Here is a 23,754-nt window from a genome sequence, read left to right on the forward strand (position 1 = left end):
TGGTGACAATAGCCTTGTGGAACCACCTGATCCCATCCCGAACTCAGAAGTGAAACGCAAACGCGCCGATGGTAGTGTGGGGTCTCCCCATGTGAGAGTAGGTCATCGCCAAGCGCCTAATTATCTCGATGAGATGTAACGAAGCCAGCTGAATAAGCTGGCTTTTTTGCGTCTGCAATTTGGCAGAAATAGTGGATTTATCCGCCAATATCGATGCTTTATCCTTCCCTCTTCCTCCCCCATAATGCTCATCATGCATATCGTCTAGCTTTTATGTTTGGCTTACCTCGAATTATGCCCCGATTTCTCTACAGCGATCTGAACTTTGGATCAAGCTTGGCTATTGCTATTAGTTAAGCGGTTACTTACCTTATGGTTAATTTGTTGCTATAAACAAGGATCTAAAATGAAGTTAGAGATGATTTGTACTGGGGAAGAAGTGTTAGCGGGTCAAATCGTTGATACCAACGCCGCCTGGTTCGCCAGTACTATGATGGAGTATGGGGTAGAGATGCAGCGTCGGGTCACGGTTGGCGATCGTCTCGAGGATTTGATTGCGGTATTCCAAGAGCGTAGTTTACATGCCGATGTGATTTTGGTTAATGGTGGTTTAGGACCTACGAGTGATGATATGTCTGCTTTAGCTATGGCTAAGGCTAAAGGCGAGTCTTTGGTTGAGAATGCAGAGTGGCGTGAACGTTTAGAAGAGTGGTTTACGCGCAATAACCGCGAAATGCCACTCAGTAATCTGAAACAAGCCATGTTGCCAGCATCTGCTGTAATGGTTGATAATCCTGTGGGAACTGCCTGTGGTTTTAGGGTTAAGCTTAACCGCGCGTGGTTATTCTTTACGCCCGGCGTGCCTTTTGAGCTTAAGCATATGGTGACTGAGCAGTTTGTGCCTTTTGTCCGTGAAGAGTTTAATCTTGATTCCAAGGTCGGCTTAAAGAAACTCTTGACCATAGGACAAGGCGAGTCGGCGTTGGCGGATAAGCTAGAGCCCTTAGAGCTGCCAGAAGGTATTACGATTGGTTACCGCTCTTCTATGCCGCATATTGAAATTAAGATTTTTGCCCGTGGCGAGGAAGCTATTGCGGTATTACCTCGTATTGCTGGGCATATCAAGATGGTGTTGGGTACTGCTGTTGTTGCCGAAGATAAGGCCACGCTTGCAGAAGAGATTCATTATAAGTTACTGAACTCTGGGTTAACGTTAAGCATTGCAGAATCGTGCACGGGTGGAATGTTGACGAGCCAGTTAGTGGATTTTGCCGGTAGTTCATCTTACCTACACCATGGATTAGTGACTTACAGTAACGAATCCAAGGTGCGTGTATTAGGTGTTCATCCATCAACGTTAGATGATCACGGTGCGGTTTCCATTGCGACAGTAGAAGAAATGGCTAAGGGTGCAAGGCAAATCCTAGACAGTGATTATGCACTGGCCACTAGTGGAATAGCAGGACCAGACGGCGGGACTGATGAGAAACCCGTCGGGACGGTAGCGATAGCTTTAGCTACCCGTAACGGGGTGTATAGTCAGATGATAAAATTGCCCAGACGTTCGCGAGATCTGGTACGTAGCCTTAGTGCGGCAGTCGCTTACGACATGTTGAGGCGTGAACTTCTTGGTGAAGTCGTTATTGTTGATTACCCTTCGATAGGGCGATTCAGCAAGTAACTTTTTAAAGGCTTAAAGAGTTACTGGTTTACATCAGTTTAAACGTATTAACAAATAATGCTCCCGAGGGAGCATTTTTATTGAGACTCGATTGCTTAGTTTAAACGCGCCTTACTTAAATTTAAGCACTAACTTACCCGGAGCAACTTGAAGGCTTTCAGCCATTTTGGCCATCAGTGCTTGATTGCTATCTTGCGTATCAAGTACATAAACCGGCTGATTTTCTAAGAACTGTCTTAGATAGCCCATCACCTGCGGTGTTGCTGAGCTCATCGCTCTTTCAATGTCCTTTGGCGTTGACTCCACTTTGACTAATTCGAGCTGGCGTAGATAGATGCTGTGCGTTGCACTGTCATACCAAGGCTTAGCCTCGAAAGTCGTGGTGAGTTTTGCGTTCAATGGAAATATCGGATTATTGATCGATACTTTTGTTGAAGCACTTACGCTCATTGTGTCAGGCTTCTGACCCAGTTTGACGCTGATATCATTAATACGCACATCAATGCCAACGAGTTGATTGCCTTGTTTTACCTCAAAATGGATCTCTTTACTGAGATACTGTTCCATTTCTTGCTCGGTGATACTGTACTGAGAGACGCAGCCGCCAAGCAGTACAGTCAGTCCTAAGCAAATCGTGCGGGAAAGTTTTTTCATTAACCAGTGTTTCTCATACCCGCCGCCACACCAGCAATAGTTAGCATTAGCGCTAATTGCACATGTTCGGATGCGGGTGTTTCAGTTGTTTCCTTACGTGTTCGTGCTAAAAGCTCGGTTTGTAAGAAGTTTAAGGGATCGATATACGGATTTCGCAGTTTAACTGACTCGCGATTCCATGGTGTATGCGCCATTAAACTATCTGATTTTGTCAGTTCGAGCACGACTTTAATGCCAAGATCTAACCGTTGGCGCAAGGTTTCACCTAAGTGATGCAACTCTTTCGGTACTAAACAGGTTTCATAGTAGCGCGCTAAGTTAGGTTCTGCTTTGGCGTAGACCATTTCGAGCATTGAAATTCGCGTGCTGAAGAAGGGCCATTCTTGTTCCATTTCTTGCAGTAACCCCATTTCTCCGCGTTCACTGGCGGCTTGCAACGCTTCACCAGCGCCGAGCCATGCCGGTAGCATTAATCGGTTTTGTGACCATGCAAATATCCATGGTATAGCGCGCAGGCTTTCAATGCCGCCATCAACACGACGTTTGGCTGGGCGACTACCCAATGGTAGTTTTCCTAACTCCACTTCTGGTGTTGCCGCGCGGAAATAAGCGACGAAATCAGGTTCGTCGCGCACTATACCACGGTAAGCACTCACGGATTCTTCTGCTAGGCGTTCCAAACAGTCGCGCCATTGTTGCTTTGGCTCAGGTGGGGGTAGCAGTGTCGCCTCTAATACGGCAGAGGTATATAAGGCCAGACTTTGCACCGCGACTTTTGGTAAACCAAATTTAAAGCGGATCATTTCGCCCTGTTCCGTTACGCGAATACGCCCATCAACGGATCCCGGTGGTTGCGATAGAATCGCTTTGTGCGCAGGACCGCCTCCGCGACCAATACTGCCACCACGACCATGGAACAAAGTAAGCTTAACGCCCGCTTGTTTACAGACTGCGACCAATTGCTCTTGAGCGCGATACTGTGCCCAGGCTGCGGCCATAACGCCGGCATCTTTGGCTGAGTCAGAGTAACCGATCATCACCTCTTGCGTGCCCTTGGTATAACCACGATACCAATCGATATTGAGTAAATCGGTGATGCATTTAGCGGCATTATTTAAGTCGCTTAAAGTTTCAAATAGTGGCACTACGCGCATCGGGTGCGAGCAGCCCGTTTCTTTAAGTAGCAGTAAAACCGTTAATACGTCTGAGGGTTTCCCCGCCATTGAAATAACATAAGAACCGAGAGCCTTAGCAGGGTGCTTAGCAATTAAGCGGCAGGTATTAAGTACTTCGGCCACGTCATCCGAAGGTTGCCAATTACTTGGCAGCAGTGGACGACGATTACTGAGTTCACGTAATAAGAATGCTTGTTTTTCGGCTTCGTCCCAATGATTAAAGTCACCCATACCGAGATAGCGAGTTAACTCGGCGAGAACATCGCTGTGGCGGCTGGCATCTTGACGAATATCGAGTCTGAGCATGTGAATGCCAAAACAGGCGAGGCGACGGAGGATATCGAGCAATAAGCCATTGGCAATTAGGCGCATACCGCAGTCGGTCAAACTCTTGTAGAGCATTTCTAGCGGCGCTTTAAGATCACTCTCTTGCCAGATCAGGCTGGATTTATCGACCTCCGGATTATGGCCTTCAATACGTGCATTTAAATAATCTATGGTATTGCGCAGTTTTTGGCGTAAATCGCGCAGTACGTAACGATAGGGTTCGCAGCAGTTGTTGGCGTAAGCGGTGAGCTCTGCGTTGGCTTTTTCCATTGATAACTCGCCCACTAATAGGATTATATCTTTTAAGAATAATCTGGCGGCTGCATGGCGGTTGCGGTCGAGTACCTCTTGGGTGACTTTTGCGGTGACAAACGGATTACCGTCGCGATCGCCGCCCATCCAACTTGAAAAACGTACCGGTGCGATATCAATCGGTAATTGCTGACCGGTACGCTGTTGTACTTGATCGTTGAGCTGCCTTAAAAAGTCGGGTACCGCTTGCCAGAGTGACTCTTCAATCGTAGATAATCCCCAACGGGCCTCATCTACTGGTGTTGGGCGTTCGCGGCGGATCTCATTGGTATGCCAGATTTGAGCAATCAATTGTCGTAAGCGTAAATTAACTTGCTGACGCTCTCTATCCAATAATTGGTCGTTCTCTTGCTCTGCGAGGCAGTCGACTATTGCTGCATATTTTTGGATTAGAGTGCGACGGGAAATCTCAGTTGGGTGTGCTGTTAATACCAGATCAATATCCAGTGTTTTAAGGCAATCAAGCATTTTACTTTGGTCAACGCTGCCATTGAGCATACGACCTAGTAGTTGCTCTACGGGATCGGGTACGCAAACGAGTTCGTCACAATTGCGACTAATAGTATGAAATTGCTCTGATAAGTTAGCTAAATTGAGGAACTGATTAAAGGCTTTTGCAAATGGAACGAGTTCTTCATCGGGTAATGCTGTGAGTAACTCAAGCATTTGTTCTCTGGCAGCTTGATCTCCTCGGCGTGAATCTTTGGCAAGTTTCCGGATCTGCTCGACCTTCTCGAGAAAGGAGTCTCCTAGGTGGGTACGCATCGTATCACCGAGAATTTGTCCTAACATACTCACGTTTGATTTTAATGACGCATACATATCGGTCATATTGCCAGCCTTAGTTACAACCATAGTTACTCCGAATAAAAAAACATTGAAATTCCGCATTACATTTAGCCCGTTAGCACAATACCTATCACTTAGGCCCGCGGTCAACAGGAGAACTTATAACTTATACGACTGATTTATCTGATATGCAACTAATCGGTACAATTGTTGAATAATATTCAATATAAATGCGAAGTAACGCAATATTTTGTGATAATTAGCGTAAGTGAATATGAAGTGCATTATTTGTAACTTTATTACATTCTTTCTTTTTGTTAAGGGAATGGGTTTTAATTGAAATTTATTTGCTATGGATAACTTTATTATTAACGAGTTAAGCTAATTGACGCGCTAATGTCAGGTGAGATAATTCGCGGTAAATCATAAAATAAATTAAAAATATATATTCACATATATTGCATAATTAGATATCCGTGGTAGTCTAGCCAGCAGTAGAGATGAGTCATCTTCTGTGACCTGTAGAGTAAATATCATGATTCAGAGTAAATACCAGACAGTGAATAAAATAACGACCTATAGCAATTTCCTGCGACGATAATCTTGTCATCATAGATATGCGCTGCTGCGTGTAGGCTACTTACCTATTGTTTAATATCCTTTGATTTGGTTAAAAAACACATGAAAAATATCGCCATTATTGGTGCCAGTGGTTACACAGGCGCACAGCTCACCGCGTTAATCCATGCAGAATCCGCGCTGACGATTCAGGGTTTGTACGTGTCTGAAAACAGTTTAGACAAAGGTAAGCCTTTAGCAGATTTGTATCCTAGCTATAGCCATATTGCATTAACGCTGTCGCCATTGTCCGATGAAGCTAAGGCAAAAATCGTTGCCGAAGCCGATGCCGTGGTGCTAGCGACAGAGCATTCAGTGAGCCTGCATTTAGCGGCTTGGTTTTATAGCCAAGGGTTAGCGGTATTCGATTTAAGCGGTGCCTATCGTTTCAGTGATGTGGCGCAATATCCTAAGTGGTATGGCTTTGAGCATGAATATCCTGAAGTTTTAGCCAAAGCCGTGTATGGCCTTGCCGAATGGAATGCTAAAGACATCGCTGCGACTAAGATGATTGCCGTGCCAGGTTGTTACCCGACCGCATCATTGACAGCGTTAAAACCGCTAGCGAGTTTACTGACATCGGCTTATCCGGTAATCAATGCCGTGAGCGGCGTAACAGGTGCAGGCCGTAAAGCGCAGTTACACACCAGTTTTTGCGAAGTGAGCCTGACACCCTACGGCGTATTAGGCCACAGACATCAACCCGAGATCGCCACTCAGCTTGGCCAAGAAGTGATATTTACCCCGCATCTTGGCAACTTTAAGCGTGGCATTTTAGCGACTATTACCGTACAGCTAAAACCAGGCACTACAACTGCCGATGTGGCAGCGGCCTATAGCGTGTATGACAAGGCCCCATTGGTCACTGTGAAGCACAATCAGTTCCCGAAAGTGGACGATGTGGTGCTGACACCTAATTGCCACTTAGGTTGGAAGTTTGATGAGAATAGTGGTTACTTAGTGGTAGCCAGTGCAATCGATAATTTGATGAAAGGTGCTGCCAGCCAAGCGCTGCAATGCATAAAGATTCATTTTAACCTTTAATTGTTCATCCTTATTTAAGAGAGTCGTCAAGATGTCTACAAACAACTCAGTATTAGTGCTTAAAGTGGGCGGCGCGCTGCTGCAGTGTGAAATGGGGATGGCGCGGTTAATGGATACGGCTGCGGCTATGTTAGCCAATGGTCAGCAAGTGTTGATGGTGCATGGCGGCGGCTGTTTAGTGGATGAACAGTTAGCGGCAAACGGCATGGAAACCGTCAAGTTAGAAGGTTTACGTGTGACTCCGCCTGAGCAAATGCCGATTATTGCCGGCGCACTTGCGGGTACTTCGAACAAGATCCTCCAAGGCGCAGCGACTAAAGCTGGGATTGTGAGTGTGGGCATGAGCCTCGCCGATGGCAATACTGTATCGGCAAAGATTAAAGATGAACGTTTAGGCCTCGTGGGCGAAGTCACGCCAAATGATGGCACTTATCTTAAGTTTATCCTTGCGCAGGGTTGGATGCCGATTTGTAGTTCCATTGCGATGATGGACGATGGCCAAATGCTTAACGTCAATGCTGATCAAGCTGCGACGGCCTTAGCCAAATTAGTAGGCGGTAAGTTAGTGCTGCTGTCGGATGTGTCTGGCGTGCTCGATGGTAAAGGTCAGCTCATCCGCACTTTAAACGGCAAGCAAATTGCTGATCTTGTTAAGCAAGGTGTGATCGAAAAGGGAATGAAGGTCAAAGTTGAAGCTGCACTCGAAGTAGCACAATGGATGGGGCAAGCAGTACAAGTTGCCTCGTGGCGTGATGCAAGCCAATTAATCGCATTAGCAAAAGGTGAAGCCGTAGGAACACAAATTCAACCATAAGTGGAGTAGGTTATGAAGCATTTACTATCGATAAAAGAGTTAACCCAGCAGCAGTTACTCGATCTGATTGCCTTGGCAAAAACGATCAAAGCCAATCCGGCTGAGTATCGCCACGCGCTGGATGGCAAGAGTGTGGTGATGTTATTTGAAAAGCCCTCACTCAGAACACGCGTTAGCTTTGATATCGGTATTAATAAGCTTGGTGGCCACTGTTTATATTTAGACCAGCAAAATGGCGAGTTAGGTCAACGGGAATCGGTAGCTGATTTTGCTGCTAACCTGTCTTGCTGGGCCGATGCGATTGTGGCGAGAACCTATTCACACACCACTATCGAACAATTAGCCGAGTTTGGCACTGTGCCTGTGATTAATGCTTTGTCAGATCTTTATCATCCTTGCCAAGCCTTAGCTGATTTTTTAACGCTGGCAGAGCAATTTGAGGATGTCAGCAAAGCCAAATTAGCTTATGTTGGTGATGGTAATAATGTTACCCATTCGCTGATGTACTGTGCGGCTATTCTCGGTGCCACCATGACAGTGATCTGCCCTGCGGGTCACTTTCCTGATGGCTACGTAGTGGCAGAAGTGCAAGAGCTTGCTAAGCGATATGGCGGTAAGCTGGTACTGACTTCAGATATCGATGCGATTGAAGGTCACGACGCTATTTATACTGATACTTGGATTTCAATGGGCGATCCAACGCCTTTGTCGGATATCAAAGCGAAGTTTGCACCATACCAAGTAAACAAAGCCTTGATGGCGAAAGCGGGCGCTAACTTCTTTATGCATTGTTTGCCCGCCCACCGTGGTGTAGAAGTAACAGATGAAGTGATGGACGGTGCAGGCTCCTTAATTCTGCAACAAGCCGAAAATCGGATGCATGCCCAAAATGCGGTACTGGTAACCTTATTTAGTTAAATTAACCCTGTTTAGCAGCCTGTTTTCTCCTAGGTGAGAAACGAGTCATAGGAATTTAAGATGTCTATCGAGATAAAAAATACTGGCGTGAAAAAAGTGGTTTTAGCCTATTCAGGTGGTCTAGATACCTCGGCCATTATTCCTTGGTTAAAAGAAAACTACGATAACTGTGAAATCATCGCATTCTGCGCCGACGTTGGCCAAGGCGAAGAAGAGCTGGTTGGCTTGACTGAAAAAGCCTTAGCTTCGGGTGCGTCTGAGTGTCATATCGTCGACCTGAAAGAAGAATTCGTTAAAGAATATATCTACCCAACGATTGCGAGCGGGGCGATTTACGAAGGCACTTATTTACTCGGTACGTCAATGGCGCGTCCTATCATTGCCAAAGCGCAGGTTGAAGTGGCCCGTAAAGTGGGCGCCGATGCTCTGTGCCACGGTTGTACCGGTAAAGGGAACGATCAAGTACGTTTCGAAGGTTGTTTCGCCGCATTAGCCCCTGATTTAAAAGTGATTGCACCATGGCGTGAATGGACTATGCAAAGCCGTGAAGATCTACTGGCCTATTTAGCCGAACGTGACATTAAGACGTCAGCGTCAGCGACTAAAATCTATAGCCGTGATGCCAACGCTTTCCATATTTCCCATGAAGGTGGTGAGTTAGAAGATCCATGGAACGAGCCAAGCAAAGGCGTATGGACTCTGACAGCCGATCCTGAAGATGCACCGAACAAGCCTGAATATGTGTCGCTAGAAGTAGAACATGGCCGTATCACGAAAGTGAATGGAGAAGCCCTAACGCCTTATGCTGCGCTGATGACATTAAACGCGATTGCTGCGCCACACGGTGTGGGTCGTATCGACATCACAGAAAACCGTTTAGTCGGCATGAAGTCTCGTGGCTGTTACGAAACACCCGGCGGCACTGTGATGTTCGCAGCACTGCGTGCGATTGAAGAACTTGTACTCGACAAAACCAGCCGTAACTGGCGTGAGCAAGTTGCCGCACAAATGGCGCATTTAGTGTATGACGGTCGTTGGTTCACGCCACTTTGTAAGTCACTGCTGGCAGCATCTGAGTCACTGGCAGAATCAGTTAACGGTGAAGTAGTGGTTAAACTCTACAAAGGCCAAGCAACGGCAGTGAAGAAACGTTCACCTAATAGCTTGTACTCCGAAGCGTTTGCCACCTTTGGTGAAGATCAAGTGTACGATCAAAAACATGCAGAAGGCTTTATCCGCCTGTACTCATTAGCGAGCCGCATCCGCGCCCTCAACGCTAATGACGTTAAGTCTAAGTAATAGGTCGTTTAAAAGGGCGCCTAGCGCCCTTTTTTGTTTCTAGGTTTTGATCAAGTTTTTTGATTCAGATGAGTCGATTTCAAATCAGCAGTGAGTAAGGGGAGTTAGCATGGCTTTATGGGGTGGAAGATTTCAGGGCGAAACGAGCGCGCTATTCAAATTATTCAACGATTCGCTACCCGTGGATTATCGCCTGTTCGAACAGGATGTGGTCGGCTCTATCGCTTGGGCTGATGCGATTGCTAGCGTGGGTATTATCACAGCCACTGAATGCAGCGACTTGAAAAAAGCACTCAATGACTTGCTGGTGGAAGTGAATGGCGATCCAGCGATTATTCTCGCGTCGGGCGCTGAAGATATTCACAGTTTCGTCGAGTCGGCCTTGATTGCCAAAGTAGGCGATCTCGGTAAGAAATTGCACACCGGCCGGAGCCGTAACGATCAAGTCGCCACCGATTTAAAGCTTTGGTGTCAATCCGAAGGGGCTGCATTACTCGCGCGCCTTCAAAGCTTACATGCTGAATTGCTGGCGTTGGCTGAACGTGAGTTTGATGCGGTAATGCCTGGTTACACTCACTTGCAGCGCGCCCAGCCTGTGACATTTGGTCACTGGTGTTTAGCTTATGTGGAAATGACTGAGCGTGATATCAGCCGTTTAGCCGATGCGTTAACCCGCGCTAACACCTGTCCATTAGGTTCGGGTGCCCTTGCTGGCACTGCTTATAAAATGGATAGATATGCGTTAGCAACGGCGCTAAACTTTGCCTCGCCGACGCTCAATAGTTTAGACAGTGTGTCAGATAGAGATCACGTAGTAGAGCTTTGTTCTACAGCATCGATCAGCATGATGCATTTAAGCCGTATGGCCGAAGATTTGATTTTCTTTAACTCGGGCGAAGCCAACTTTATCTCTCTGAGTGATGAAGTGACCTCGGGTTCATCCCTGATGCCACAGAAGAAAAATCCTGATGCATTAGAGCTTATCCGTGGTAAAACGGGTCGGGTTTATGGCAGTTTAGTGGGTATTCTCACCACCATGAAAGCACTGCCTTTGGCGTATAACAAAGATATGCAGGAAGATAAAGAAGGCCTGTTTGATGTGGTCGATAGCTGGGCAATTTGCCTCGATATGGCGGCGTTAGTGTTGTCAGGTTTGAAGGTCAATCGCCCTAATGCGCTGTTAGCTGCACAGCAAGGTTATGCAAATTCTACTGAGCTTGCGGATTATCTCGTGTCTAAAGGTATGCCTTTCCGTGAAGCGCACCATGTTGTGGGTGAAGTCGTGGTTGCTGCGATAGCGAAGCAAATTCCGCTCGAGGATTTCTCTTTGGCCAAGTTAAAAACCTTTGCCGCCATCATTGAAGATGACGTTTATCCTAACCTCACCATTGAAGCTTGTTTAGCAAAACGCGACGTGCTCGGTGGTACTGCACTGTCGCAAATTCAGCAGGCTATTGCTGCCAAGAAAGTGCGTTAAAATAAACCATTAAAAATAAAGTAAACTTAATAAAAAACGCGACCAATGGTCGCGTTTTTTATGAGTTTTTATCAATGTTGTTTAAACCATCAAATTTAAACCAATAGTTATTTATTGAAATAAATCATCGGCAGGGGCATCAATGAACAGGCTATTTTCATCCTGCGTTTCACTGGTATATTCTTTAGGTTCTGTGCCCGAGATAAAGTATTCAAATGCACTGGTATAGTCAGTTTTACGGGTCAATTTACCCGTGGCTAAATCAATACGAACTGAAACAATACCCTCAGGTGGAGCGGAGATAATTTCAGGTGTGCCTTTTAACACACTATTCATAAACTCGTTCCAACCAGGACCTGCTGTTTTAGCGCCAGCCTCAGCACCGGTGATTTGATCTGGTTCGCCGTTGGCATTCCATGCGGTTCGGCCAAGTTGACGACCGTGATCGTCAAAGCCGACCCAGAAAGTACTGGTGATAATAGGGCTAAAACCACTAAACCAAGTATCGCGAGATTCGTTGGTTGTACCAGTTTTACCTGCAATATCATGGCGTTTAATCAGTTTTGCCGCGCGCCAAGCTGTGCCTTGCCAACCGGTTCCGTGGCTCCAATCACCGCCGCCCCAGATTACACTTTTAAGTGCTTCGGTGATTAGAAAGGCTGTTTGTTCTGAAATAATCTGCGGTGCGTAGCGACCTGTTTGCCCAAAACACTGGGCGATTGGTTCGCTAGGCAGTGTACTTGTTTCGCCAAATGTCATTGGATTGCTTGATACCAGCGCCTGATTAACGTTTTGACTAGGTTTACAGGCTAAGGTTGGATTGGCTTTTTCAATCACATTGGCGTAGGCATCTTCAACTCGGTCAATGTAGAAAGGCTCGATTAAAAAACCACCATTGGCAAATACGTTAAATGCGGTTGCCACTTGCAATGGTGTGACAGAAGATGAACCTAACGCGATGGATTCATTGCGAGGTAAATCGTTCGGGTCAAAACCAAATTTAATTAACTCTGCAATAGTGGCGTCGAGTCCGACATGGCGCATGGCTCGCACCGACATCACGTTAATCGATTGGGCTAAGCCGACACGTAAACGGGTTGGGCCGCCGTAGATGTCAGGCGAGTTTTTAGGACGCCATGCCGTGCCTTGGCTGATATCGGGTTGATTAATCGGGGCGTTATTGATCAGCGTCGCTAAGGTAAAGCCTTTTTCTAATGCAGCAGCATAGATAAACGGTTTGATGTTTGAACCTAATTGACGTTTTGCTTGCGTCACACGATTGTACTGACTTTGGCTAAAGCTATATCCGCCGACTAAGGAGCGAATCGCCCCATTTTGTGGATCAAGTGACACAGTTGCACTCGCAACTTCAGGCACCTGTGATAGCTGTGAATATTGGCCGTTATCACGGATCCAAATACGCTCACCCACTTTGAGTATATCTGCGGCAGATTTAGGTACGCTACCTTGACGCTTATCGGTAATAAATTTACGTGCCCACTTCAAGCCATCCCAAGTAAGCACTTTTGTCTCGCCGTTGGCAGTGATTACGTTGGCTTGTTGGCCTGTAATGCTGATGACTGCTGCTGGGTTTAATTCTTGTACTGAAGCGACCTTAGCAAGTTCGTTTTTTATTTCAATTAGATCAAGTTTTTCATTAGTCCACAATACCGCGGCAGGCCCGCGATAACCATGGCGCTCGTCATAGGCGTATACGTTATTACGTAGCGCTTGCTGAGCTTTCAGTTGTATATCCGATGAAATGGTGGTGTAGACGTTATAGCCATTAGTATAGGCTTCTTCTTCACCGTACTTTTGTACCATATAATCGCGTGCCATCTCAGAAATATAGGGAGCATAGAGATCGATTTCAGCACCATGGTATTTGGCTATTAGAGGTTCTTGTAATGCAGCTTGATATTCTGTTTGGCTGATATATCCCACTTCATTCATTCGCATCAGTACCAGATTACGACGGGCTAATGCACGCGAGGGTGACGTGATTGGATTGAGTGTTGAAGGTGCTTTAGGTAAGCCTGCGATCATGCTCATTTCTGATAATGTGAGATCTTTTACATCTTTGCCAAAATATACTTGAGCAGCGGCTCCTACACCATAAGCGCGTTGGCCTAAGTAAATGCGGTTGACGTAGAGCTCTAAAATCTCATCTTTAGTGAGCAATTCTTCGATATGGTAGGAGATAAAGATCTCCTTCACTTTACGAATAATTGTTTTATCGCGGGTTAAAAAGAAGTTACGCGCAACCTGCATAGTAATGGTACTTGCACCTTGCTTTTTCTCACCAGTGGTTAACATGACTAATGCGGCGCGAAGTACACCGACTGGATCGATGCCACCATGCTCATAAAAACGCGCATCTTCAGTCGCAATAAAGGCTTGTAGCAGTGGTTTTGGGACTTCATCCAATTTTAATGGAATACGACGTTTTTCACCAAATTGAGAAATCAGCTTACCGTCACTGCTGTATATGCGTAGTGGTGTTTGTAACTGTACATTCTTAAGCGTTGAAACATCAGGAAGATCTGGCAAAACATAAAAGTATGCTGCCACAATGGCGCCTATTCCCAGAAGGGCTAGACTGAATAGTGCTATTACAATACGTTTTAACCACTTCACCAAAATTTGATCCTAATGTTCCGTTAAGTGCGACAGTATATAAGGCACTCACGTCTTGGTGAAGTAAAAACGTTCGACTTATGAAATAGCATTTGTAAAATGACGAAACATTCTATACAAGTACGTATAACAAGTTGATTTTGTGCTAATCTCTTTAACTGAAATATAAATTACAAGTGACAATGGATATGCTTTCAAATTTATGGAAGCGTCAGGCTCCGCAGATGGTAGGAATTGATATTGGTTCCCATGAAGTTAAAGCCATTTTGCTCAGTAAGACTGCTGATGGATACAAAATATTGAGTCATGCGGCGGTGCCTATTAAAAAGGGTGCCGTTAACGATCACGATATTCGTGATGCGGATTCTGTTGTTGAATGCCTTAGGCATATAAAACGTAATCTGCCTAAATCAGTTAAATATGCCGCAGTGTCTGTTTCAGGCTCAGCGGTAATGACGAAAGTTATTTATATGGACGCCTCTCTTAGTGAGGAAGAGATGGAAGCACAAATAGAAATTGAAGCAGATAATCTTATTCCTTATTCTCTCGATGAAGTCAGTATTGATTTTGAAACTCTCAGTGTGAATGGTACAGATCCTACTAAAGTCGATGTATTATTGAGTGCATGTCGTACTGACAATATTGATGTCAGAGTCGATGCACTAGATAGTGTAGAACTTGAGGCAAAGGTCGTTGACGTCGAAGGTTATGCTTTGGGGCGTGCTGCCGAATTAATTCTTGCCCAACTGCCCGAAGGAGCGAAGTATAAAGCTGTTGCCATGGTGGATATTGGCGCCAATATGACGACATTCTCGGTGGTTGAGTCGGGCGAAACAACCTTTATACGGGAACAAGCCTTTGGCGGTGAACAATTTACGCAGTCAATATTGTCTTTCTATGGCATGACTTACGAGCAAGCTGAAAAAGCAAAAGTAGAAGGTGACTTACCGCGAAACTATATGTTTGAAGTCTTGTCACCTTTCCAAGCTCAGCTATTACAACAAATAAAGCGTACTTTACAAATTTATTGCACCTCAAGCGGTAAAGATAAAGTCGACTATCTCGTATTATGCGGTGGAACCTCTAAATTAGAGGGGATGGCTAATTTACTGGCCAATGAATTAGGTATTCATACAATTATCGCCGATCCCTTTCAAGGGTGTTTACATGCTGAGGAATCGGTTAAAAATGCCCTGCAGCCTACCATAAGTAAATATATGATCGCATGTGGTCTAGCCTTAAGGAGTTACGGTCAATGGCGAACATAAACCTACTCCCTTGGCGCGAAGAAGCCCGAGAAAAACAAAAGCGCGATTATATTGGTATTTTAGCGGCAGTTTTCTTAGCGTCGGCAATTTTAGTCTACGTTGCAGTCTCTTTGTTGGAAATAATGACGGATGAGCAACAAGCGCGTAATGCTTATTTGCAATCGGAAATTAGTTTGCTCGATACACAAATAGCCGAAATTAAAAAAATTAATGAACGTAAAAAAGATATTGAACGGCGCACAGATATTATTTTGAATTTACAACAATCTCGTAATTTACCGACTCATGTATTAGATGAACTTGTTCGCATAGTTCCCCCTGGTATATACCTTTCTAGCCTTGAGAAAAAAGGCAGTTTGTTGCTGATTGAGGGGCGCAGTGAGTCAAACAATAACGTCGCTAATATGATGCGTAAGGTTAAAGCTTCTGAATGGCTAACCGATCCAAATATGCAGTCAATTGTGACCAAAAATGAAGAGTTACGCCAATTACAGCAATTTAGTTTAAGAGTCACGATTAAAGGCGCAAATGTGGATGAGCCTGAAAAAATGACAAAAGGAGCGAGTAAATGAAGCTCGATCTCAGTCAGTTTAATGACATCGATTTTGAAAATATTGGTGGCTGGCCTAAACAAGTTAAAGTCTTTTTCGCAATTTTATTAATGTTGTGTGTTTTTATTGCGGGTTATTTTCTCGTTGTTTCTGATGCGATAGATGTTTATGTTGCGGAGCAAGATAAAGAGCTTCAACTTCGAGATGATTTCCAGAGTAAATACCAACTCGCCGCAAATTTAAAATTGTATCGAGAGCAATTAGCAACGATGGAGGTCCAATTTGCGGAACTACTAAAAATGTTGCCCTCTGAGAATGAAATGCCAGGGTTGCTTGATGATTTGACTTTCGTTGCAACCGATGCTGGCCTTAGAATACAAAGTTTAGATTGGGAGCCTGAGATCCCGCGGGATTTTTATATTGAGTTTCCAATTAAGATGTCGGTAACTGGGGATTATCATCAAATTGGTAATATGGTGAGTGGTGTTGCTAAGTTGCCGCGCATTGTTAGTCTCCATGATTTCACCATTAAGCGAGATGACGCGGGTAACTTAGCGACGGATATTCTCGCTAAAACTTATCGTTTTAAAGAAGGTGCTGAATTACCGCCCGAAAAACCTGTTAATCAGGGGGCGCAATAATGAAATATCTACTTAAGTATTTATCCATACTAACCTTAAGTCTTTTTTTAATGGGGTGTGTTGGCGATCGTAGTGATTTAGAGCTATTTGTTACTACAACTAAGGCACAGCATGTTGCTCATATCAAACCCTTAAAAGAACCACCAAGATTTGAGCACTTTATTTATCAAGCCGAGCTATTGCGTAGCCCATTTGTACCACCTTCTCGTGAGTTAACTGAAGAAGTCGTCGATACCAGTAAGGATTGTTTACAGCCAGATTTAAAACGTCGCAAAGGACGGTTAGAGACCTATCCATTAGATAATTTAAAAATGCGGGGCACTTTAAGCGAAGGCGATACAACGTGGGCGTTAGTTGAAACTAATGACGGTAGCGTTTATCGGATGGGAGCGGGTGAATATTTAGGTTTTTTCAATGGACGGATCTCTAAGGTTACTTCACTTAATGTTGAAGTAGTAGAACTAATTCCGGATGGTTCAGGTTGTTGGTCTGAAAGGACAAGCAATTTAGAACTCTCTGGAGAATAACAAGCGAAGGATGAGGAAATAATGAGATCTTCTGCCGCGATAAAAATACCATTAATAGCTTCAGGTTTAATTAAGTCTATTATTGGCTTCGCACTGGTATTTGGAGTTTTGCCGTCAAGCTTTGCGGCAAATCGATTAATGGATGTCAAATATCATGCCTTGGTCGACCACCAACTGGAGCTAGAACTAGTCTTTGAAGATGTAGTCACAGCACCTAGTATTGATTCACACGCTGCGCCTGCGGAGTTAGTACTGACATTTGATAACAGTATTTCGAGCCTATCTAAGGATCGCTTACCGATTAATCAAGTCGGGGTTAATGACATCACTACAGAGCAACAAGATACTCGGCTACAAGTGACTTTAGGTTTATCCAAAGTGAAACCTTACCAAGGTTCAGTCATTGGCAATATTTATCGACTCACCATTAATGATGAAGTCGTCGGTGCTCAAACTCAAGCCGAAAATCCATTTGTTAATAGTATTAAAAATATTGATTTTCGCCGTAATGACAAAGGTGGCGGCGAGTTATTAATCTATTTAAATAATCGCTCTGTAGCGGCTAACGTTGAGCAAGTCGGTGCTAAGCTCGAAGTGAAACTCTATAACACGGATATTAATGACGATCTGCTATATGTGATGGATGTAAAAGATTTTTCAACACCCGTAAAAAGTTTTGAGACATATAAAGAAGGCTTAACTGCACGCATTTTAGTCGATATTACCGGTGAATATGAATTCAGCTATAAGCAAGAGGACAGCCTATTTAGGCTTTCAATGAATAAAGTGGAGAGAGTCGCCGCCAAAAAAGATGTCAAAATATACAATGGCCGTACTTTATCGCTTAATTTTCAAAATATTCCAGTACGTACTGTATTGCAGATTATTGCCGACTATAACAACTTTAACTTAGTCACCAGTGATACGGTAGAAGGCAATATTACCCTAAGATTAGATGATGTGCCTTGGGATCAAGCATTAGACTTGATTCTTAAAACGAAAGGTTTAGACAAGCGCATCGAAGGGAACATTTTAATGGTTGCGCCTAGTGAAGAGTTGGCTATCCGTGAGAGTCAAAACCTAAAGAATAGGCAAGATGTTAAAGAATTAGCACCGCTATATTCTGAATATCTCCAAATTAACTATGCTAAAGCCGTTGATATTGCCGAATTACTTAAAAGTGCTGACTCTAGCCTACTGTCACCGCGAGGTTCTGTCGCTGTCGATGAACGCACTAATACAGTATTGGTGAAAGATACCGCAGAAACGATTGAGAATATCCACCGTTTAGTCGAAGTGCTCGATATCCCAATTCGCCAAGTACTGATTGAATCGCGCATGGTAACAGTGAAAGATGACGTTTCGGAAGACTTGGGTATCCGTTGGGGCGTAACCGATCAACAGGGTAGTAAGGGAACTTCAGGGACGTTGGAAGGGGCACAGAATATTGCCAATGGTATTATTCCCACACCGGATCAACGTTTGAACGTAAACTTACCTGCGGCAGTTACCAATCCTGCAAGTATCGCTTTTCATGTGGCTAAGCTCGCTGACGGCACTATCCTTGACTTGGAGCTGAGTGCGCTTGAACAAGAAAATAAAGGCGAAATTATCGCCAGCCCTCGTATTACTACGTCTAACCAGAAGTCGGCCTATATTGAGCAAGGTGTTGAAATTCCTTATGTAGAATCAACATCAAGCGGTGCGACCTCGGTTACCTTCAAGAAAGCCGTGTTATCACTGCGAGTCACGCCGCAAATTACACCCGACAATCGCGTCATTTTAGATCTCGAAATTACGCAAGATTCTCAAGGGAAAACGGTCGATACACCAACGGGTCCTGCAGTTGCAATTGATACGCAACGTATCGGCACTCAAGTGCTGGTGGACAATGGTGAGACAATCGTCCTTGGTGGTATTTATCAGCAAAACCTGATTAGCCGCGTGAGTAAAGTACCTATTCTGGGTGATATTCCATTGGTCGGTTTCCTGTTTCGCAATACAACTGATAAAAATGAGCGCCAGGAGCTACTTATTTTTGTTACCCCAAAAATAGTCGGGGAGAAGATCTAAGCACTTGCTCTATATTGAATAAAGCCAGCAATTCATGCTGGCTTTATTATTGAAGTTATACAATTCTTTGTATAAATAGCGCACATGACTTGCCATAGTAGACCCTAAACTGAGATAATCCACGGTCTAGTCTCAGAAGAGCAAGGTAACATATAGGTCGGCTTGATATTGAGTCGATATAGGCATACTTTTCAATAAGATTCCGACGTACAAGAAATGGCTGAAAAACGTAATATTTTTCTGGTAGGCCCTATGGGCGCAGGTAAAAGCACAATTGGTCGCCATCTGGCGCAAATGCTGCATTTAGAATTCCACGATTCAGATCAAGAGATTGAACAACGCACAGGCGCTGATATTGCTTGGGTGTTTGACGTCGAAGGTGAAGAAGGCTTCCGTGTTCGTGAAGCTCAGGTTATTGCTGATTTGTCTGAAAAACAAGGTATTGTCCTTGCCACCGGTGGTGGTTCAGTACAAAGCAAAGATATCCGTAATCATCTGTCTGCACGTGGCATTGTGGTTTATCTGGAAACGACTATCGACAAACAGGTTGCTCGTACTCAAAGAGACAAGCGACGCCCATTATTGCAAGTGGATGATCCTCGAGAAGTGTTGGAGAATCTTGCAGAGATCCGTAATCCATTGTACGAAGAAATTGCTGATGTGATTGTCAAAACCGATGATCAAAGCGCAAAGATTGTCGCTAACCAAATCATTGAGCAATTAGGTTTTTAGGCAGGATGATGAAGCAAATTCAGGTTGATTTAGGTGTACGTAGTTATCCCATTTATATTGGCCAGAATTTGATGAGTGATGGCGAGACCTTGTCTCGCTACCTGCTTAAAAAACGTATTCTTATCGTCACCAATGAAACTGTCGCGCCTTTGTATCTAAAACAGATACAAGAGACGATGGTTTCGTTTGGTGAGGTAGAGAGTGTAATCCTTCCCGATGGCGAACAATTCAAAGACTTAGCACATTTAGATACTATTTTTACTGCATTGCTGCAGCAAAACTATGGTCGAGATTCTGTGCTGGTGGCTTTGGGGGGCGGCGTGATTGGTGATATGACTGGCTTTGCTGCGGCATGTTATCAGCGTGGGATCGATTTTATTCAAATACCAACAACCTTATTGTCGCAGGTGGATTCTTCCGTCGGCGGTAAAACGGCGGTTAATCATCCTCTTGGTAAAAACATGATTGGGGCTTTTTATCAGCCACAAATCGTGCTTATCGATATTCAATGCTTACATACGTTACCAGCGCGTGAATTCGCGGCGGGAATGGCAGAAGTCATTAAGTATGGGATCATGTGGGATGCTGATTTTTTTCAATGGCTTGAAGATAATGTATCGGCACTAAAAGCGTTAGATACCGAAGTATTAATTTATGCTATTTCTCGTTGCTGTGAAATTAAAGCCGATGTGGTTAGCCAAGATGAAACAGAGCAGGGAGTACGTGCTTTATTGAATCTGGGCCATACCTTTGGTCATGCGATTGAAGCAGAAATGGGCTACGGTAATTGGTTGCATGGTGAAGCCGTGTCTGCTGGCACAGTCCTTGCTGCTCAAACAGCTAAGGCACTGGGATATATCGATGAGTCAATTGTTTGTCGTATCATAAAGTTACTACAAGCTTTTGATCTTCCAGTGAGTGCGCCGGAATCTATGGATTTCGACAGTTTCATTCAACATATGCGACGCGATAAAAAAGTTTTAGGCGGTCAGATTCGACTGGTGCTCCCTACGGCAATAGGCCGCGCGGATGTTTTTAGTCATGTCACAGAATCTACCCTTGAACAGGTTATTCGCAGCGCATAAAAACTGTGTGGTGGGCGAGTGACGTTTCAGGGTTCTGTCTTGCTTCCTTCTCAGGAAGCCCTCATACAAAGAATGCATCATGTTGCCAGTTATAGCGATCAGCTGCTGGTGCTTTCTGGTGTCAGCGGTTCAGGTAAAACCACTTTAGTTACAGGATTAGCGACTGATTTTGACGAGTCAAACGCGGCATTTGTGATTTGTCCTATGCATGCGGATAGCGCTGAGATCCGCCGTAAAATTCTGGTCCAGCTGATATCATCCCCCATTTTTGACGATGACATTCCCCTTGCCGATACCCTGTTGCGGCTTGCGAGCACGCAAACCAAACCCTTACATATCATTATCGATGATGCGCATTTATTGCCTAAGGCCCTGTGGGCTGAGTGTATTATTCTTAATCAAATTCAGTGTGCGGGTAAGAATATTGCGGTGACGCTTACGGTTCCACCGAGTTTTTTAACCGACTTGCTAGCACAACTACCCGAGCAATTACGGCGCCAAATATTACCAATCAGTATTGAGCCGTTAACCATGCCTGAGCGTGAGGCTTTGTATCAAACTTTGCTCAGGTGCAGCGACCAAAATCCTTTTACTCCAAGGGAAATCGTACGCAGTCAGCTTGAAAAGCAAGCTGGGACGCCGCAAGAAGTGGTCACTCTTTTAGAGAAAGCGTTGCATACTCCACCGGAGAAGGTGTCTTCCTGGAAGAAATATAAGACTACAGTTATTGCCGCAGTGAGTGTGTTATTGGCTCTTGCGATATGGCTTGGTGTGGTTCAGCCCTTCCCTAAGGGGCCAGCGCTAGAAGCGGTGACTTTCCCCGCAATAGATTCACCCGCTTTCTTATCTTACGGGCAGCAATTGTTAGCGCCCTATTTTACCCTGCGTGCTGAGCGACTAAAGACGGTTGATATTGAGAAGGTTATCAATAGCGCCGAAGTCAAAATAGAACAAGCTGTAGACCCTCTAAGCCAGTTCCACGGTGAAGCGCCACATCCAGAGCCTGATGCCGCTGCCTTAGCGAACATAGGTGAAGTGAGTAGCAAGTCTTTTACTGAAGATAAGCTGGTTATTGATGCCTCATCGCAAGCAAGAATGGTTGATGTGCAGTCTTCAACTACAAGTGCTGCAAAGGCTGACAGACCGATAGCTAAAGCTATTTTTGATACGCAAAAGCCACTTAAAGGTTACACCATACAGATTGCCAGTGTTGATCAGCTTGAAACTTTGCGCGCCACATTACAGGGTATTGAAAATGTTGATGGCGTTCGAATTGCAAAATATAAACAACGTTGGGTTGTCCTTGTGGGTAATTATAGCAGCAGTAAGTTAGCGTCGAATGTGGCTGCTCAGCTGGTTAAAAAGTATCGTCTTGATCAGCCTTGGGTCCGAAAATGGGCCGATTTGAAAGATTATCGATTACAAGAAAGCCTTCCAAGTCGTGAAATTTCAGAATAAACAGAGTACAATCATGGCCTTTATTTTTGTCGGCATTCATCAAGTTAAATGAGAAAAAAACACAGAGCCTTCCTTAAGTGGGCGGGCGGTAAATTTAAATTGGTGGATGAGTTGGCCAATTATTTACCCGCTGGAGACCGTTTGGTTGAGCCATTTGTGGGCGCTGGGTCGGTTTTCTTAAATACGGATTACCCTAGCTACCTACTCTGTGACATTAATCAGGACTTGATCGAGCTATACCAAATTGTGAAGCATCAACCAGACGTTTACATTGCCGCAGCTAAGGCTTTGTTTGTGGATGCGATGAATCAAAAGGAAGCTTACTATCAAGTGCGTACCGACTTTAATCAATGTCGTGATCCATTTTTGCGCTCCGTGTATTTCCTCTATTTAAATCGTCATGGCTTTAATGGTTTATGTCGCTATAACCGTAAAGGCGGCTTCAACGTACCCTTCGGTTCCTATAAAAAACCTTATTTTCCTGAAAAGGAAATTTGGGCTTTTGCTGAAAAAGCGCAACGTGCTGAGTTTAAATGCATTGGTTACGAAAAAGCCTTTGAACAGACCCGTAGCGGTGATGTCGTTTATTGCGATCCACCTTATGCGCCATTATCGACCACATCCAGTTTTACGACTTATGTCGGCGCGGGTTTTAGCTTAGATGATCAAGCATTGCTGGCGCGTCATTCTCGTCATACCGCCCTAGAGCGTGGTATTCCGGTATTGATCAGCAACCATGATATTCCATTGACCCGTGAGTTATATCGCGGTGCTCATTTAGCTAAAATTCAGGTGCAGCGCAATATCAGTCAAAATGGCAGTGGTCGTCATAAAGTAGATGAGTTGATGGCGTTGTATGATGAAAATTACGATGCTAAAGAAGAATAACTACTGTCGATTAACCGTTAGCTAAGTACTTGTCCTACGAGGAACATTAGGCTTGCGACTAAAATAACTGCCAATATAATACCCATAATAATGTAAGGTATTGGTGACCCAGCTTGAAAATCTTTCTGGCGATTATTGTGAGTTTGCACCCCGAAAAAGGCGGCAAGGGTACTGTGAAATACTCGCCAAATACGGCTAAGCATTAATAGGAAAGATGCGAGGTGGTGGGCTTGAGATCATCCATAGGTTTATCTTGATGACCATATAATAACTCAAGTAAATCAACAAAGTGGAATTGACTCGAACGGTTTTTACCCGTAAACCACGTTTTCCAGCTTAAGGTTTGTGCCTGATCTGAACAACGATTATTGGGGTGGCTACTGGGTAAAGTTGTATTATAGCGCGTACCAAAATTGCAAGCGCAAGATGCAGTTTCAGTATTTTCAGTAATTTTTTCAACACCAAAGGCTAACGTAGCGACGACGGCTACAGTAAAGGCTACCATCATCGATGACTTAAATGTCACTGACTTAACATAGCGTAAAAACTGACTAAACTGCCCCTTCATAACATTTCCTTTGAAATTAACTTCCACCGCGCCACGAGTATAACAAACTCGCTTAGTTTATGAACAAAAATTTAGCAATACTCTCCCAAATGCTATGAAGCATTAGCCTATATATCCTCATTGAGATCCCTAACTGCTGTCATAGTGGCAGAATGTGCTGCTGTATTGATATAACGCATCAATTACTCGAAATGTGGCTTTAGCTATAGAGGCTTAGC

Annotated in this window: 20 protein-coding genes and 1 rRNA gene; 16 read left to right on the plus strand and 5 right to left on the minus strand. The window is 44.5% G+C overall.

All coding sequences use genetic code 11. The annotated features are described in order from the left end of the window. Positions 1 to 114 (plus strand): 5S ribosomal RNA (rrf, locus tag ACRN9H_RS13745); the annotation flags it as partial. A 292-nt stretch (positions 115 to 406) separates the two neighbouring features. Beyond that, positions 407 to 1,681 (plus strand): CinA family nicotinamide mononucleotide deamidase-related protein, encoded by a 1,275-nt coding sequence (locus ACRN9H_RS13750; RefSeq protein WP_432314483.1) that lies wholly within the window; start codon positions 407 to 409, stop codon positions 1,679 to 1,681. 111 nt (positions 1,682 to 1,792) lie between these two features. On the opposite strand, the gene ACRN9H_RS13755 is transcribed toward ACRN9H_RS13750, so the two are convergent. Beyond that, positions 1,793 to 2,335, minus strand: a complete 543-nt coding sequence (locus tag ACRN9H_RS13755; RefSeq protein ID WP_220774908.1) for a DUF1439 domain-containing protein — start codon at positions 2,333 to 2,335, stop codon at positions 1,793 to 1,795. Beyond that, positions 2,335 to 5,004: a phosphoenolpyruvate carboxylase gene (gene ppc / locus ACRN9H_RS13760; protein ID WP_432314485.1), complete on the minus strand. Its 2,670-nt coding sequence runs from the start codon at positions 5,002 to 5,004 to the stop codon at positions 2,335 to 2,337. Before ppc ends, ACRN9H_RS13755 begins: the two co-directional genes overlap by 1 nt. Before the next feature lie 615 nt (positions 5,005 to 5,619). On the opposite strand from ppc, the gene argC reads away from it, so the two are divergent. The 5 genes from argC (at position 5,620) to argH (ending at position 11,108) form a co-directional block, all read left to right on the plus strand. Continuing rightward, positions 5,620 to 6,600, plus strand: coding sequence for an N-acetyl-gamma-glutamyl-phosphate reductase (argC, locus tag ACRN9H_RS13765; RefSeq protein WP_432314487.1), 981 nt, complete (start codon positions 5,620 to 5,622; stop codon positions 6,598 to 6,600). Positions 6,601 to 6,631: 31 nt separating this feature from the next. Next, positions 6,632 to 7,414, plus strand: a complete 783-nt coding sequence (gene argB / locus ACRN9H_RS13770; RefSeq protein ID WP_432314489.1) for an acetylglutamate kinase — start codon at positions 6,632 to 6,634, stop codon at positions 7,412 to 7,414. Between the two features lie 12 nt (positions 7,415 to 7,426). After that, positions 7,427 to 8,332 (plus strand): ornithine carbamoyltransferase, encoded by a 906-nt coding sequence (locus ACRN9H_RS13775; RefSeq protein ID WP_432314491.1) that lies wholly within the window; start codon positions 7,427 to 7,429, stop codon positions 8,330 to 8,332. Between the two features lie 60 nt (positions 8,333 to 8,392). Beyond that, complete coding sequence (locus ACRN9H_RS13780; protein WP_006083550.1) at positions 8,393 to 9,631, plus strand: argininosuccinate synthase; 1,239 nt, start codon at positions 8,393 to 8,395, stop codon at positions 9,629 to 9,631. A gap of 109 nt (positions 9,632 to 9,740) precedes the next feature. Continuing rightward, positions 9,741 to 11,108, plus strand: a complete 1,368-nt coding sequence (argH, locus tag ACRN9H_RS13785; RefSeq protein WP_432314493.1) for an argininosuccinate lyase — start codon at positions 9,741 to 9,743, stop codon at positions 11,106 to 11,108. 111 nt (positions 11,109 to 11,219) lie between these two features. Here the strand turns inward: argH and ACRN9H_RS13790 are convergent, their stop codons facing one another. Further along, a complete protein-coding gene (locus tag ACRN9H_RS13790) occupies positions 11,220 to 13,745 on the minus strand; it encodes a penicillin-binding protein 1A (protein WP_432314495.1) in 2,526 nt (841 codons plus the stop codon). 188 nt (positions 13,746 to 13,933) lie between these two features. On the opposite strand from ACRN9H_RS13790, the gene ACRN9H_RS13795 reads away from it, so the two are divergent. The 9 genes from ACRN9H_RS13795 to ACRN9H_RS13835 all read left to right on the plus strand — a co-directional run bounded on the left by ACRN9H_RS13795 (position 13,934) and on the right by ACRN9H_RS13835 (position 22,968). After that, entirely contained in the window at positions 13,934 to 15,013 is a 1,080-nt protein-coding gene (locus tag ACRN9H_RS13795) for a pilus assembly protein PilM (protein ID WP_432314497.1), read from the plus strand. Then, complete coding sequence (locus ACRN9H_RS13800) at positions 15,001 to 15,585, plus strand: PilN domain-containing protein (RefSeq protein WP_432314499.1); 585 nt, start codon at positions 15,001 to 15,003, stop codon at positions 15,583 to 15,585. The genes ACRN9H_RS13795 and ACRN9H_RS13800 overlap by 13 nt, the downstream gene beginning before the upstream one ends. Further along, positions 15,582 to 16,205, plus strand: coding sequence for a type 4a pilus biogenesis protein PilO (locus tag ACRN9H_RS13805; RefSeq protein WP_432314501.1), 624 nt, complete (start codon positions 15,582 to 15,584; stop codon positions 16,203 to 16,205). Before ACRN9H_RS13800 ends, ACRN9H_RS13805 begins: the two co-directional genes overlap by 4 nt. Continuing rightward, positions 16,205 to 16,732, plus strand: coding sequence for a pilus assembly protein PilP (locus tag ACRN9H_RS13810; protein ID WP_432314502.1), 528 nt, complete (start codon positions 16,205 to 16,207; stop codon positions 16,730 to 16,732). The genes ACRN9H_RS13805 and ACRN9H_RS13810 overlap by 1 nt, the downstream gene beginning before the upstream one ends. A 21-nt stretch (positions 16,733 to 16,753) precedes the next feature. Next, entirely contained in the window at positions 16,754 to 18,805 is a 2,052-nt protein-coding gene (locus ACRN9H_RS13815) for a type IV pilus secretin PilQ (protein WP_432314504.1), read from the plus strand. A 216-nt stretch (positions 18,806 to 19,021) separates the two neighbouring features. Further along, complete coding sequence (gene aroK, locus ACRN9H_RS13820; protein ID WP_076500830.1) at positions 19,022 to 19,537, plus strand: shikimate kinase AroK; 516 nt, start codon at positions 19,022 to 19,024, stop codon at positions 19,535 to 19,537. A gap of 8 nt (positions 19,538 to 19,545) precedes the next feature. Then, positions 19,546 to 20,622: a 3-dehydroquinate synthase gene (gene aroB / locus ACRN9H_RS13825; RefSeq protein WP_220773311.1), complete on the plus strand. Its 1,077-nt coding sequence runs from the start codon at positions 19,546 to 19,548 to the stop codon at positions 20,620 to 20,622. 18 nt (positions 20,623 to 20,640) lie between these two features. Continuing rightward, entirely contained in the window at positions 20,641 to 22,080 is a 1,440-nt protein-coding gene (locus tag ACRN9H_RS13830; protein WP_220773298.1) for an AAA family ATPase, read from the plus strand. A gap of 48 nt (positions 22,081 to 22,128) precedes the next feature. After that, positions 22,129 to 22,968, plus strand: coding sequence for a Dam family site-specific DNA-(adenine-N6)-methyltransferase (locus ACRN9H_RS13835; RefSeq protein WP_220773299.1), 840 nt, complete (start codon positions 22,129 to 22,131; stop codon positions 22,966 to 22,968). Between the two features lie 17 nt (positions 22,969 to 22,985). On the opposite strand, the gene ACRN9H_RS13840 is transcribed toward ACRN9H_RS13835, so the two are convergent. Then, a complete protein-coding gene (locus ACRN9H_RS13840; protein ID WP_220773300.1) occupies positions 22,986 to 23,171 on the minus strand; it encodes a DUF2970 domain-containing protein in 186 nt (61 codons plus the stop codon). Further along, positions 23,171 to 23,536, minus strand: coding sequence for a hypothetical protein (locus ACRN9H_RS13845; protein ID WP_220773301.1), 366 nt, complete (start codon positions 23,534 to 23,536; stop codon positions 23,171 to 23,173). Before ACRN9H_RS13845 ends, ACRN9H_RS13840 begins: the two co-directional genes overlap by 1 nt. Between the last annotated feature and the right edge of the window lie 218 nt (positions 23,537 to 23,754).

It is taken from the genome of Shewanella sp. MF08487 (assembly GCF_050848685.1).
GTDB lineage: Bacteria > Pseudomonadota > Gammaproteobacteria > Enterobacterales > Shewanellaceae > Shewanella > Shewanella glacialipiscicola.

Bases quoted from the DNA above. Each gene is read 5' to 3' on its own strand.
- ACRN9H_RS13750 (WP_432314483.1), top strand. From the start codon at position 407: ATGAAGTTAGAGATGATTTGTACTGGGGAAGAAGTGTTAGCGGGTCAA.
- ACRN9H_RS13755 (WP_220774908.1), bottom strand. From the start codon at position 2,335: ATGAAAAAACTTTCCCGCACGATTTGCTTAGGACTGACTGTACTGCTT.
- ppc (WP_432314485.1), bottom strand. From the start codon at position 5,004: ATGGTTGTAACTAAGGCTGGCAATATGACCGATATGTATGCGTCATTA.
- argC (WP_432314487.1), top strand. From the start codon at position 5,620: ATGAAAAATATCGCCATTATTGGTGCCAGTGGTTACACAGGCGCACAG.
- argB (WP_432314489.1), top strand. From the start codon at position 6,632: ATGTCTACAAACAACTCAGTATTAGTGCTTAAAGTGGGCGGCGCGCTG.
- ACRN9H_RS13775 (WP_432314491.1), top strand. From the start codon at position 7,427: ATGAAGCATTTACTATCGATAAAAGAGTTAACCCAGCAGCAGTTACTC.
- ACRN9H_RS13780 (WP_006083550.1), top strand. From the start codon at position 8,393: ATGTCTATCGAGATAAAAAATACTGGCGTGAAAAAAGTGGTTTTAGCC.
- argH (WP_432314493.1), top strand. From the start codon at position 9,741: ATGGCTTTATGGGGTGGAAGATTTCAGGGCGAAACGAGCGCGCTATTC.
- ACRN9H_RS13795 (WP_432314497.1), top strand. From the start codon at position 13,934: ATGCTTTCAAATTTATGGAAGCGTCAGGCTCCGCAGATGGTAGGAATT.
- ACRN9H_RS13800 (WP_432314499.1), top strand. From the start codon at position 15,001: ATGGCGAACATAAACCTACTCCCTTGGCGCGAAGAAGCCCGAGAAAAA.
- ACRN9H_RS13805 (WP_432314501.1), top strand. From the start codon at position 15,582: ATGAAGCTCGATCTCAGTCAGTTTAATGACATCGATTTTGAAAATATT.
- ACRN9H_RS13810 (WP_432314502.1), top strand. From the start codon at position 16,205: ATGAAATATCTACTTAAGTATTTATCCATACTAACCTTAAGTCTTTTT.
- ACRN9H_RS13815 (WP_432314504.1), top strand. From the start codon at position 16,754: ATGAGATCTTCTGCCGCGATAAAAATACCATTAATAGCTTCAGGTTTA.
- aroK (WP_076500830.1), top strand. From the start codon at position 19,022: ATGGCTGAAAAACGTAATATTTTTCTGGTAGGCCCTATGGGCGCAGGT.
- aroB (WP_220773311.1), top strand. From the start codon at position 19,546: ATGAAGCAAATTCAGGTTGATTTAGGTGTACGTAGTTATCCCATTTAT.
- ACRN9H_RS13835 (WP_220773299.1), top strand. From the start codon at position 22,129: ATGAGAAAAAAACACAGAGCCTTCCTTAAGTGGGCGGGCGGTAAATTT.
- ACRN9H_RS13840 (WP_220773300.1), bottom strand. From the start codon at position 23,171: ATGCTTAGCCGTATTTGGCGAGTATTTCACAGTACCCTTGCCGCCTTT.
- ACRN9H_RS13845 (WP_220773301.1), bottom strand. From the start codon at position 23,536: ATGAAGGGGCAGTTTAGTCAGTTTTTACGCTATGTTAAGTCAGTGACA.